The sequence below is a fragment of the Clostridium estertheticum genome (assembly GCF_011065935.2).
Taxonomy (GTDB): Bacteria; Bacillota; Clostridia; order Clostridiales; family Clostridiaceae; genus Clostridium_AD; species Clostridium_AD estertheticum_A.
In genome coordinates, this window is sequence record NZ_JAAMNH020000001.1 from 4,172,095 (window position 1) to 4,185,218 (window position 13,124).

10 protein-coding genes are annotated in these 13,124 nt (G+C 31.4%); 2 read left to right on the top strand and 8 right to left on the bottom strand.

What is annotated here, in order from left to right; translation table 11 throughout:
- Positions 1–11: 11 nt before the first annotated feature.
- The 3 genes from G9F72_RS19890 to G9F72_RS19900 are packed head-to-tail and all read right to left on the bottom strand — an operon-like array spanning position 12 to position 4,419.
- On the bottom strand, positions 12–989 hold the full coding sequence (locus G9F72_RS19890) for a substrate-binding domain-containing protein (protein ID WP_164958456.1): 978 nt from the start codon (positions 987–989) through the stop codon (positions 12–14).
- A 17-nt stretch (positions 990–1,006) separates the two neighbouring features.
- Complete coding sequence (locus G9F72_RS19895) at positions 1,007–2,770, bottom strand: sensor histidine kinase (protein ID WP_164958457.1); 1,764 nt, start codon at positions 2,768–2,770, stop codon at positions 1,007–1,009.
- 14 nt (positions 2,771–2,784) lie between these two features.
- Complete coding sequence (locus tag G9F72_RS19900; RefSeq protein WP_164958458.1) at positions 2,785–4,419, bottom strand: response regulator; 1,635 nt, start codon at positions 4,417–4,419, stop codon at positions 2,785–2,787.
- A gap of 383 nt (positions 4,420–4,802) precedes the next feature.
- Between G9F72_RS19900 and G9F72_RS19905 the strand changes: the two genes are divergently transcribed.
- Positions 4,803–6,176: a Na+/H+ antiporter NhaC family protein gene (locus G9F72_RS19905; RefSeq protein ID WP_164958459.1), complete on the top strand. Its 1,374-nt coding sequence runs from the start codon at positions 4,803–4,805 to the stop codon at positions 6,174–6,176.
- A 69-nt stretch (positions 6,177–6,245) separates the two neighbouring features.
- On the opposite strand, the gene G9F72_RS19910 is transcribed toward G9F72_RS19905, so the two are convergent.
- The 4 genes from G9F72_RS19910 to G9F72_RS19925 all read right to left on the bottom strand — a co-directional run bounded on the left by G9F72_RS19910 (position 6,246) and on the right by G9F72_RS19925 (position 11,652).
- On the bottom strand, positions 6,246–8,525 hold the full coding sequence (locus G9F72_RS19910) for a glycoside hydrolase family 65 protein (RefSeq protein WP_164958460.1): 2,280 nt from the start codon (positions 8,523–8,525) through the stop codon (positions 6,246–6,248).
- 49 nt (positions 8,526–8,574) lie between these two features.
- Positions 8,575–9,420 carry a carbohydrate ABC transporter permease gene (locus tag G9F72_RS19915; protein ID WP_164958461.1) on the bottom strand — a complete coding sequence of 282 codons (846 nt, stop codon included), beginning with the start codon at positions 9,418–9,420 and terminating at the stop codon, positions 8,575–8,577.
- Positions 9,420–10,298, bottom strand: coding sequence for a carbohydrate ABC transporter permease (locus G9F72_RS19920; protein ID WP_164958462.1), 879 nt, complete (start codon positions 10,296–10,298; stop codon positions 9,420–9,422). The genes G9F72_RS19915 and G9F72_RS19920 overlap by 1 nt, the downstream gene beginning before the upstream one ends.
- 79 nt (positions 10,299–10,377) lie before the next feature.
- The gene (locus G9F72_RS19925; protein ID WP_164958463.1) at positions 10,378–11,652 is read right to left on the bottom strand and encodes an ABC transporter substrate-binding protein; all 1,275 of its coding nucleotides are present in this window, start codon (positions 11,650–11,652) and stop codon (positions 10,378–10,380) included.
- A 298-nt stretch (positions 11,653–11,950) separates the two neighbouring features.
- Between G9F72_RS19925 and G9F72_RS19930 the strand changes: the two genes are divergently transcribed.
- Entirely contained in the window at positions 11,951–12,586 is a 636-nt protein-coding gene (locus tag G9F72_RS19930) for a helix-turn-helix domain-containing protein (protein ID WP_224676189.1), read from the top strand.
- A gap of 53 nt (positions 12,587–12,639) precedes the next feature.
- On the opposite strand, the gene G9F72_RS19935 is transcribed toward G9F72_RS19930, so the two are convergent.
- Positions 12,640–13,065, bottom strand: coding sequence for a hypothetical protein (locus tag G9F72_RS19935; RefSeq protein ID WP_164958465.1), 426 nt, complete (start codon positions 13,063–13,065; stop codon positions 12,640–12,642).
- Positions 13,066–13,124 lie beyond the last annotated feature (59 nt).

The following is a 13,124-nucleotide window of genomic DNA, read 5'->3' on the forward strand; positions in this document are numbered from 1 at the left end:
TTTTTATATATTTATTGTGTAAAAGGAAATAATATCTTTTGATTTTCGGGTTTATACATATTGACCCTATCTATGACAACTAGTCCCGTGTCAACATACTTTGGAATTTTCTTGTTTTGCAGCTTTAGAACTGCATACTTAACTGCTAAATACCCCATACCAAATGGACTTTGAGTAACGGTAGCTTGTATTACACCACTTTCTAAAAATTCTATTTGTTCCGGAGTATTGTCAAATGTGATGACATTCACTTTTCCTGCAAGTCCTATTTCATCAATTGCTTTTGCTACGCCTATAGAACTAATATAATTTAATGCTATTATTGTATTTACTTTATCATCACCTAACACAAGTTTTTTTGTAAGTACAGATGCGCTCTCTGAATCTGCCGCCACATAATCCCTATATACCACCTTTAATCCAGGATTTTTTGAAATTATTGACTGCAAACCCTCTTCTCGCTCCTTATTATTACTTGAGCCTTTAACAAAATTAATAATAGCAATTCGCGAGCTTACACCACATAGTGAAACAAGCTTTTCACCCGCCATCTCTCCAGCCTTAACATTGTCTGTAGTGATATAACTGCTGATTTTGTTAGTATTTAATTTACTGTCTATGACGAGTACCGGTATTTCCGAGCTTATAGCTTTTTCAGTTACTTTTACAAGTCTATTATAATCACTTGGTGCCAATACCAGCGCATCTACTTTTCTTTCAATAGCCGCATTTACAAGGGCTATTTGTCCATCAATATCGGTTTCATCGCGAGGCGAAGTAAAGTCTATCTTTACATTAAATTCTTGAGCGGCAACCTCAGCGCCCATTCTAACATTTTTAAAGTAATCACCACTTTGAGTTTTTAATATTAATGATATCTTTTTGGGTTCATCCTCCCCCTTAGTACTTATATTTATAATTCCAAATAAAAAGGGTGATATAAGGAGTATAATAAACAAGAAAATTATTAAAATATTTTTTTTAGACATATTACAACACCTCAGCTCTATTCTTTTGTAAGAGGTAGCCAAATTTTAATTATAGTCCCCTCTTCAATTTCACTTTGTATTTCAAGCCCAAATTCCGTGCCATAGCTTAGCTGAATTCTCTCATGTACATTCTTTACTCCAACTCCTGACCCATTATTATCTTTTCCTTTATATTCAAGTAAGTGCTTTAATTTTTCCGGTTCAATCCCCAGTCCATTGTCAGATATCTCATATAATAATTTACCATTGGTAATGGAAGCTGATATTTTTATAAACCCTTCATCTATCATATATTCAATGCCATGATAAATTGAGTTTTCTATAAGGGGCTGCAATATTAACTTTAAGGTTTTATATTCTAGAACTTCCTCTTGTATTATAATTTCAAACACAAACTTATTTTTATATCTAATCTTTTGTATTATCAAGTAATTTTTTGCATGTTCCATTTCTTCACGAACTGTAATTATATTTTGACCCCTACTTATACTTATTCTAAATAATTTAGCAAGTGCGGTTACCATTGTTATTACACCATCATTTTTCTCATTTTCCGCCATCCAAACTATTGAGTCTAAGGTATTGTATAGAAAATGTGGATTAATCTGTGCTTGCAGTGCATTTAATTCGCTTTTCCTTTTCGCTTCTTGCTCTATTACTATTTGTGCCATTAGATACCTAACTTTAGAAATCATTAAATTAAAGGCTGTGGATAATCTTTCCACCTCATCTTCACCTTTTACGTCAATATATATATTAAAGTCTCCTGCTTCTACCATTTTCATGGACTCCTCTAACTGCTTTATTGGATGTGATATTTTAGCTGAAATAAATCCAAATATAAAAATAATTAATATGATACAAACAAATAAAATCCAGCCTATGAAGTTAGTACTAGTCTTTTTAAAATCCAATATTTCTGACATATATGCAACTGCTACTACCTTCCAATTAGTATAATTCACTGTTTTTATTGTGACTAATTGCTTTCCTTCGTCAGAGTTTTCTAGATAACTACCTAAGTAATCCTCACGATTTTCAGATTTTAAACCTATGTTAATAAGTTGTTGTTCTGGATGATATATTATATTATTATCAGAATCAACAATATAAATATATCCTCTTTTTCCTATAGATATGTTTTGGCATAGCTGTCCTATAGTGCTGTAATTCATATCAACTAGAAGAACTCCCCGCATCCTTTCGTTCCCTTTATAAAAATATATAACTCTACTTAATGAAACAACCCAATCATGCTTTCCAGTAAAAAGATTTTGAACATGAGGTAATGAGAACTTTAGGTTATCTGATTTATTTAGTGCTGATTTGAACCAGTCTTGATCAGTGATATTTACGTTGTCCTTTAATACTGACGTAGAAGATTCAATTATAAGTTCTCCCTTATCTGAAAAAACAGCTAGACTTGCAATATCTCCTCTGATATTCTGTATTACATTCATTTGATCTTTCAATTTACTATTTGGAATTTGTTGATTTAAATATATATTTTTATCTAATAAATTTGACACTTCCTTGGTACTCTTTAAATAGTACTCAATATTTGAATTTACTTGATTAACTAATTGCTTTGTACTAAGGGTAGCATTATCTTCTATAGATATAGAAAACTTATTATAAATTACAATTCCAACAAATAGCATAGCCAAAACCGTAATGAGTGTAAAAGATATGGTAATAATAAATTGTATTCCTCTTACTTTAAAGGTATTAACTGCAACATTATAGGGGTTCTTCAAAAATCGCACAATCTTGTTTCTCAAAATTTCATCTCCTCTTAGGTATGAAGAATATTGAATTTATTATTTCTATACTCAGATGGTGAAATTCCAAAATGTTTTTTAAAACAGTAACTAAAATAATTTGGCTCTGCATATCCAACCTTATAAGCAATTTCAAAAGACTTCAATTTTGTAGCCTTAATTAACTCCTTTGAAGCATCCATTCTAATTTGAGTCAAATAATTTATAAAGGTCATTTTTGTTTCTTTTTTAAAAATAAAGCTAAAATAGGTTGGACTTATATATAGATAATTACAAAGACTATTAATTGTTATACTACTATCACTATAGTACTTATTGATATATGCCTTAGTTTTTTCAACTAAAAGTGTACAACTGTCTTGCCTATCTTTTGTAATGTAGTTCATTATTTTGATAGAAATATATTCGAACCAATTCTTAACCTGATTTAAATCATTAAATTCATACAATTCCACGAATAAATTGTAATTTTCACCAAAAATATAGGTTAAATCAACATTTAAACTTTCTGCTGTTTTAATTATAGTTGTTAGGATTTCTAACAAATATATTTGAAAATGCTTAAAGGGTGCCTTTACATCTAAAAGTTGATAAAATAAACCATCTATTGTTTGAATAATTTCATTTTCTGTTCCTACTTTGATAGAACTTCTAAGGTCATGCTCCATAATCTCATCAAAAACTATTTTTTCACTGCTGCTTGGTTCAATATCTTCTATCCAAATAATTCGATTATTGCCCATGATAAATCTGTAGTCTAGTGCAAGAATAGCATTCTGATAGGAATCAGATATATGGGAAACATCACTTATAATTGTTCCAAGACCAATGGTAATAGTTAATTTTAAATACTTTTCAATATTCTGTCTTATTTCTTCAAGGGTAGATTGAACACTGTTAAAAATAACACCTCTATCCTCTTCTAGGTATGGACTAATTAATACAATAAGATCATTGTGTATAAAAACTATTCCTCCATCACGTTTGCAAAGGATTTCCTCTATTATATTAATAACTCCAAATTTGATCAAATCTACTTCATTACTATTATCAATTTTCTTGTCTTTATATTTAACTTTGCGATTAATATTTATAGCTGCTACAACAAATCGATTTCCCTTTAAATCAATATTATAATTCTTACATTTTTCCTCAATTTCCTCCTTATTAAGCTTGCTAGTAATTAGATAAGTAAGAAATTTTCCTTTCAAAATAGGCAAGCTCTTCACATAATATTCCTTCATTGCCTCCATGTCCTTTTTTCTTAACATCTCTTCATCAATCTGTGCTTTAACCCGTAAAAGCACCTCAATGAATTCTTTTGAGGAAACTGGCTTTAGCGCGTACTCAACAACATTTAAATTTACTGCCTTTTGAGCATATTCGAATTTATCAAAACCTGTAAGTATTATTATCTTAATTGTAGGAAATCGTTTTCTTAATTCTTCAGAAAGTTGAAGTCCATCCATAAATGGCATCTTAATATCAGTTATAACTACATCTGGAGTAAATTTTTCTGCCATTTCTAGGGCTTCTCTACCATTTTCAGCTTCTCCTACTAGTTCAAAACCATATTGCTCCCACTTTATCTTTTGTATTATACCTTTTCTTACTTCTTCTTCATCATCTACTAAAATTAATTTATACATATTGTCCCCCTATGTATCATCTATATTAATTTTTTATTAATTTTTAACTAACTCTCCATGTAATTATATCATATTATTACTATATTAATAAATAAGCTTATTAACTTGCTAACAAGCTCTGTTATCTATTAAAGTAACCAGTTTTTTTAAATTCAACAGGAATAATTAAATTATAAATGAAAACTATGTAAGTTAAATGAGCCTCAACAATTGTTGAGGCTCATTATATATATAAATGTTATATGTAAATGTTTGAAAACAAGAGAATTTAATGGTAAAATATACAAATGATATTATAAATTTTCATGAAATTATATTGATTTATAATTGTAAATATTAAACGTGGAATTCAGATTATAATAAATATTTTATCGAGGTGACACATGAACAAAAAGAGTATATCAAAAACACATTTTTATATCATTGTTGCAGCAAGTATAATTCTAATTTCTGCTTGTATTACAATTAAAATATCACTTGCGTATGGATTTTTAAGTAGTATTATTTTTACATCCACCATACTAATAAAATACAAATACACTTTAAAAGATATAACAGTTCTATTACTATCCGGGCTAAAAGAAGCATGGATGCTTTATGTGCTAATTCTACTTATTGGTGCAGCAGCTTCTGTATGGCTAGCCTCTGGTGTAGTCCCCTCTCTAATGTATTATGGTTTTGAATATATGAAAGGTATGAATTTTCTTCTTGCTACTTTTCTAATAGTTTCAGTAGTATCCATATTTATGGGTACTGCAATTGGGACAGTAAGTACTATAGGCATTGCCCTGCTTGGTGTTGGTAAAGGCTTTGGATTTCCCGCCCCACTACTTCTTGGAGTAATAATATCTGGTGCTTTTATTGCAGATAAGCTATCTCCAATCTCCGGTCTTTTTAACCTTACACTTACAACAACCAAAAGAAGCTATAAGGAAGTAATGACTGCCATGCTCCCAACCTTTATACCACTATTTCTAATTACCTCTATAGTATATTACTTAATAGGAAGAAATTTTAACATTAGCACCGGTTCTGAAAATCTTATATATTACCAGAATGTTATATTAGGGGGCTTTAAAATATCACCTTTTATTGCACTTCTTCCTGCAATAATCCTTATAATGTCTCTTTTCGGTTCTAAAACAATACCTACAATATTAATAGGTCTTTTTGCAGGTTGCCTAGTTAGTGTTTTATCTCAACATATGTCACTCACTTCATTGTTAAAATCACTTTTTTTTGGATACCATGGTTCTACTGCCTCGACGGAGCTTAATAAAATACTTATAAGTGGTGGTATTAAATCTATGATAGATGTAGTTCTTATTGTTATGGGGGCAGTTAGTCTGACAAGCCTATTTGAAAAAACTGGCATGATAGCACCTTTGATTGAAAAGCTAACCAGTGGTGTACGGACCAAGAGACAGCTTATTTTAAAAACGGCACTAATTAGTAGTTTCTTAACTATAATAACCTGCGACCAGACAGTTGGCATATTACTACCTGGGAGACTTCTACAGGATAAATATAGTGAGCTTGGTGTTGATACCACAATATTGGCGAGGACTATTTCGGATACAGGTACCATAATTGCACCATTAATGGTTTGGAATATTAATGCTCTTATATTAAAATCTCTGACAGGAATTTCTGCCACTTCCTATGCACCCTTTGCAGTGTTGTGTTATCTATCCCCTATTATTACAATAATTGTTTCATATAAACTCAAAGAAAAACAGAAATCATTGGAAGCATAAAATAATGCCGAGTATAAAAAACTTCTAGAAGTTTCTTATACTCGGCTAAATTAATTACTTAACTTTAAGTTAATTAGATATTTCTATTTTCCCACTTTTGATAAATTCATATAGAATATTATTAACTTTTACATTAATAGGACAATCACATTGAAGATTTATTTCTGTTTTATCCACTTTAATATCTACCTGAATATTAGCACCCTTATACAAAAGTTTAAATTTAAGTTGCTTCCACTTTTCAGGAAGCTTTGGTGTAAGTGAAATGTAATTTTCTTTTATTCTAAGCCCTGCAAATCCATAGACTATTGCCATCCAGGTTCCACCCATATTAGCAGTATGAATCCCATCCTTAGTATTACCATGGGTGTCATCCAAATCTAATCTTGCTGTTTCTATAAAATATTCATATGCCTTCTCACTGTAGCCTATCTTGGATGCCATAATGCTATAGGCAGCACAAGATAAGGATGAGTCATGAGTTGTTATTCTCTCATAATAGTCATAAGAATTTTTAATAGTCTGAGTGTCTGACTCATCTTCCACAAGAAAATGGGCGAGCACTGTATCTGCCTGCTTTAATACCTGATATCTGTAAATAGTTAATGGATGAAAATTTAATAACAGAGGATATTTTTCCTTTGGTGTATTTTCAAAATCCCATACCGCTTTAGATAAAAAGCTATCATCCTGGGCATTAATTTTAAGTTCATCATTATAGGGCAAACACATATTTTTATAGGCACGTGCAAACTGCTCTATTTCTTCTTCTGTCAAACTTATTTTATTACATAAGTTCTTTAGCACTTCATTGTCCTTTTCTAAGAGTTCATAATACAATTTTGATGCCCATTTTAAATTATATTTTGCCATGACATTTGTATAGTAATTATTATTTACTATGGCAGTATATTCATCTGGCCCTGTAACCGCATCAATTTTAAATTGCCCCTTGTGAAAATGCCCTATTTGAATCCATATTCTTGCAGTTTCAAATACAACCTCTGCTCCACACTCTTTTATAAAATTTATATCTCCTGTTGCTAAATAATATTGTATATAAGAATATGCTATATCAGCATTAATGTGGTATTGAGCAGTTCCACCTGGAAAATAAGCTGAACACTCCTCGCCTATTATAGTTCTCCATGGATAAGCTGCGCCCTTCTTGTGCCCAAGCTCTCTTGCTCTTTTCCTTGCCTTATCTAAAATGGTGTAGCGATATTTCAAGAGTCCCTTTGCTAGCTCCGGCTGGCATAAAGTGAAAAAAGGAAGAATATAAATTTCAGTGTCCCAAAAATAATGGCCTTCATAGCCTTCTCCACTTAATCCCTTTGCTGTTATGTTACTTTTAGAATCCTTACCTACTGATTGAAGAAGTTGAAATAGATTATATCTGAGCCCTAGCTTAAGTTTTTCATCTCCTTCGATATTAATATCTGCTAGACCCCAAAATTCATTTAAATAATCCCTTTGCGCATCTAATAATTGCTTGAACGGTTCTCCGCTTATCTTCTCTGCTATATCTATTCCTTGACTCACTAGATTTTTGTACCGCCTTGAATCTGTGTATACATTATATTTTGTAAAATTTATTATTTCACTCCCCGGCTCTGTTTTAAAAATAGTCTTTGCTACTTTTCCTGCCTTCTCCAAAGAAACCTCATAATTAACATTGCAACTATGCTTTGTAGTAACGGCTACAAACTTGTTAGAGTTCTCAGTTTCCGCTACTACCTGCATAATATCACTTTCTCCCACCATAGACACTACCGATAAAATGTTAGCATGCCCTGCTCCTAAACGAGGATCGCTTTCATCTGTAAAGTTTGTTACATCTCCATCAATTCCAGATTCTATAATAATTCCTTCATCAAAATTAACTTTTTCTATTTCGTAATTAATAGCGAATAATTCTAAGTATTTTAATGAAGCGAGTCTTGTTATCTTTATTTTAAGTTCTAATCCTCGCGGTGAAACCCACCATATTTCTCTAACATAGCACCCTGCTTTCATATCAAGGTATCTGCTCAGGCTTTTTACAGTTCCTTCAAACAGAGAAAACCTCTCTCCATTAATTATTATATTAACATTTTGCGCATCTGTAATATTTACAATTTTCTGCATGGTTTCTGGAAAAGCATAAGCTTTTTCACCATATTGTATAGGAACTTCTTCGTAAAATGCATTTATATATGATCCTCTAATTGTTTGATAATTATCAGGATATTTTTCTTCAAAGTTTCCTCTAATTCCTATATATCCATTTGAAACATTAAAAATACTTTCATTTTTTAAAAGATCTTCTTTATTTAAACTATTATCGCTAATAATCCATCCATTTCTCATAATGTCTACTCTCCTTCTGAGTTATGCATAATATAATTATAACTCTGAATTATTTAACAGCTCCAGCCATAACACCCTTAATAATATATTTCTGTGAGAACAAATAGAAAATAATTATTGGTATAATTGTAAGGACAAGTCCTGCCATTGCCAGATTCCATTGTATTGTAAATTCTCCGAAAAAATAGAAGGTTGAAAGGGGGATTGTTCGGAGACCTGGACTTCTAAGTACCAATGATGGCAGTAAATAGTCATTCCATATCCATATTACATTTAAAATAGCTACTGTAACTGTGATGGACTTTAGGTTCGGAAATACTATTCTCCAAAACACCTGAAATTTATTGCATCCATCTATCATTGCTGCTTCTTCTAGCGAACGTGGAAATGCCTTTATAAATCCATGATATAGAAAAATAGATAAACTGGATCCAAAACCAATGTACATAAAAATTAGTCCATAATAAGTATCTATCATTGAAAAATTAATAGCTTTGATTTCCCACCCACTCATGTACTGCATTAAAGGAATCATAACAGACTGAAAAGGAACAAGCATCGTTGCGATAAAAGTATATAATATGAAACTTCCAAGCTTTGAATTACTTCTTACTATTGCCCATGCTGACATGGATGAAAAAATTATTATTAAAACAATACTTATTATTGTCACAAATAGTGAATTTGACAATGCTTTTAGAAATTTCATTTTTTCTATTGCTGATATATAATAAGAAAAATCTAATGATGCAGGTAGCCCTATGGTGTCCGTAAAAATCTGTGCTCTACCTTTAAAAGAATTGACCACCATAATATACATAGGGAATAAGGTTAAAGCTGCTGAAAGAATTCCTAGTATAATAAAGATTGTAGATGCTTTGAATTTTTCTTTCATTACATGTCAACCTCCCTTTTCTTAGTAGTATAGATTTGTATAACAGTAATGACCATTATCACCAAGAAAAAGATGATAGACTTTGCCTGTGCCTGTGCATATTTGTTATAGCTAAAGGCTGTTGAAAAAATATTCATTGTAACTAGTTCAGTACTTCCAAAAGGACCACCATTTGTTAATGAAAGGTTTGTATCATATTGTTTGAAAGAATTTGACAGTGTAATAAATAAGCTTATTGTAAAAGCAGGTGCTATTAGCGGAAGGGTTATTTTTTTGAATTTAGTCCAGCTGTTTGCGCCGTCTATACTGGCTGCTTCCATAACATCCTCGGATATACTCTCTATAGATGCTATATATATTACCATTACATACCCTGCCATTTGCCATACCCCAACAACAACTAAGGCCCAAAAGGCTGCAGTAGGTTCATCTAGCCAATTAAAAAATATTTTTTCAGTATGTGTAATTACACCAAATTCTACAAAGAACTTTGTAAATATAAATTTCCATATAAAACCTAAAATAAGTCCGCCAATTAAATTAGGTAAAAAATATACACCTCTAAAAAAATTTTTACCCTTAACCTTTGAAGTTACTAGTAGTGCTAGTGAAAGTCCCACTATATTAACAAGAATAATCATAACAAAAGTATATTTTGTTGTAAGCTTAAAGGACGTGACAAACTTTTCATCTGCAAATACTGCGGCGTAATTTTTAAATCCTACAAAAGTTGATCCTTTAAAAGCAAAACCATCCCAATTTGTAAATGAGTATATTATTCCCATAACAAAAGGAATAATAACTACATTTATAAATATAAACAGCGAAGGAATAACAAACAAAGAAGTAGTTATTTTGCCTTTGAGTTTTTTATTCATTATTACACCCTCCATTTCTATTTTTTATTTTTCTTAGATTAAAAGCCTCTTATGGAGGCTTTTAATCTAAGAAGGTATGCTATTTCTTTGCTGCATTTACCCAAACTGCATTTATTTCATCTAATAATCCATCTGAATTTGTTTTACCTGCATAGAATTTTTCCATTGCACTTGAACAATCCTTGTCAACGCCTGCTGGGAAGAGATTAAAAGTCCATGGTATAGTCTTTCCCTTCTCTGAATACGTTGAAATTTCCTTTGAAAGAGTATTTAACTTGCTAGTATCAAAGTCATTGTATGCTGGAATAACCTTAAATTTATCAGTTACAAATGTTTGTCCAGCTGGCTGCGTAAATAACCAATCTAGGAACTTAATTGCTCCTGCTTGCTGTGCTGCTGTAGCTGCATTATTTACATGGAAGAAGTTTGTGTTTCCTACTGATAGTGATTCATTACCATTGATTGGCATTGGCATCATGCCATATTCAAAGCCTACCTTGTAATCATCAATTATTCCTTGTGCCCAGTTTCCTTGATGAATCATTGCAAATTTACCTTGTGCAAACCCTGCTACTTGATCGTCATAGCTGTCTTTTGCAAGATTTGTATATGGCTTTAACTTTGAAAGATCTTCTGCATATTGTTTAACTTCTGGAATGTCCTTTAGCTTTAATTCTCCACTTATAACCTTAGGAATAACCTCTTTATAGTTACTCATTGTAGCAAATGGCCAGTTAAATGGATGCATAAACTGGAAATAAGTTTCTTTTGCAAAGGCTATTGGGTTTTTAACACCTTTAATCTGTGCAAGTTTCTTGCTTGCAGCAACTAAATCATCTACTGACTTGATACTAGCTGGGTCTACCCCGGCTTCTTTGAACATTGCCTTATTATATATTAATCCGAATCCTTCGATTGCCAATGGTAGACCGTATAACTTACCATCCTTCATTGCATCATCTGCCTGTCCCTTAGCTACTTTTGCTGCTGATTTTGCAGAGTCCATTGGGGCCATATATTTAAAAAATTTATCAAACTCGCTGCCGCTTCCACAAGTAAAAAGTGTAGGTGCTTTTTCTGGACTTGATGCAAACTGTGACTGCAGAGTCGTTACCAAATTATCTCCTGCTGAACCTAAAATTTGAACTTCAACATCACTTTGAGACATATTAAAGGCCTTAGCTGCCTCTTCAAGTTGTGTTTGAATTTCAACCTTGTTTTGAATTACTGTAATTACTGCTTTTTCTTTTTTAACGGGATCAGTTGCTTTTGTATCCCCACTTTTTGAGGCACATCCAGTCATAGTTGATAATGCTAATACAATCGCCAAAATAGTACTAATAGATTTTTTCATGCTATTTCCCCCCATTTTTTATTTTATTTGTAGCTTAAAATACAACGAATACCTTTACACTCAAAATTTGATATAGTCAAAATATTCGAAGTATATTGACATTGTATCCAAAAAATCGTATGCTTTTTATACAATGTTAATATATTTTGCACTTTATTTGCGTTAATTTTTGTGAGGTGATAATTCTTTGGGGAATATTTATAAGAAACTTGAATATACAATGGCTAGAAATCGATACATCTCATATATCCATCCCCCCTATGCGCTTGAGTGTAAGCTGGTACAAGCTATTAAACAAATGGACAACGATAAAAGTATAGAGGCCTTGAAACAAATCAATTCTCTAGAACGAGCTCAACTGTCTAAAAGGCCTCTTAGTTCTCTTAAGTATTCACTTGTAGCTTCCTGTACACTTTTTACACGGGCTGTAATTGAAGCTGGACTAGATACTGAGACCTCCTTTATGTTAAGTGATTATTATATTAACCTTATTGACGAAACTACTATTCTATCTGAAGTTCAGGATTTAGAATACAAGATGTTAAATGATTTTATTATGGTTTTGAAAAAATACAAAGAAAATATTTATAATCCACTTATTAACCGAGTAATTACTTATATAAATAAAAATATAGAAAATAATTTATCCCTATCAGAGATTTCTTCCTTTGTAAATGTACATCCCAATTACCTGTGTGCTGCCTTTAAAAAAGAAGTGAGCAAAACTTTATCTGAATATATCAATGATCAGCGAATTATTGCCATTAAACTGTACATGAATCACGCAAATTCAAGTATCAGTGAAATAAGCTATGCTTTTAATTTCAGCCATGTAACTTACTTTCGTCGTTTTTTCAAAAAAAATACTGGACTAACACCAAGTGACTATAGGAAGCAGTGTTCAAGTACAAATTCCTTAGTGGAAGATGAATAAGTTCTTTACTTCTAAAGCATAATGCCACCCTTAAATTACTAAGGGTGGCATTATTAATGTTTAATATTTAAAATGATATTTGTAGGGAATAGGTGTTTTTCAAACAAAATAACCATTGATAGTCCAGCTTCAATTAACCCAATGATAAAAAATAAAACATGTAAAAAGACGATTGCATTCATCATAATGCATTGTACAACTATCCAAATCACTAAAGCCCAGCTAAAAACACTGCTTATATATCCTTGAAATCTTAGCTTAAATCTAAACATTAAAGCACTGATAATATTACCAAGACCAATTATAGTAAATAAGATAATCCCAGGTATAAAAAAATTATTAAATGGTGAATTTTTTAAAACATCAACTGAAATTCCAAGTGGTGTTTGAGGATTAGTAATAGCAGCGAGCCCTCCAGCCATGGCTCCTATTCCTACAAATAAATGTAAAGCAAATAACAACCGGTATACTTTCTTCATATAAGTCCCCCTATTTAAATTAAAAAATTAATATTTAAACGTAATTTTTATATATAATA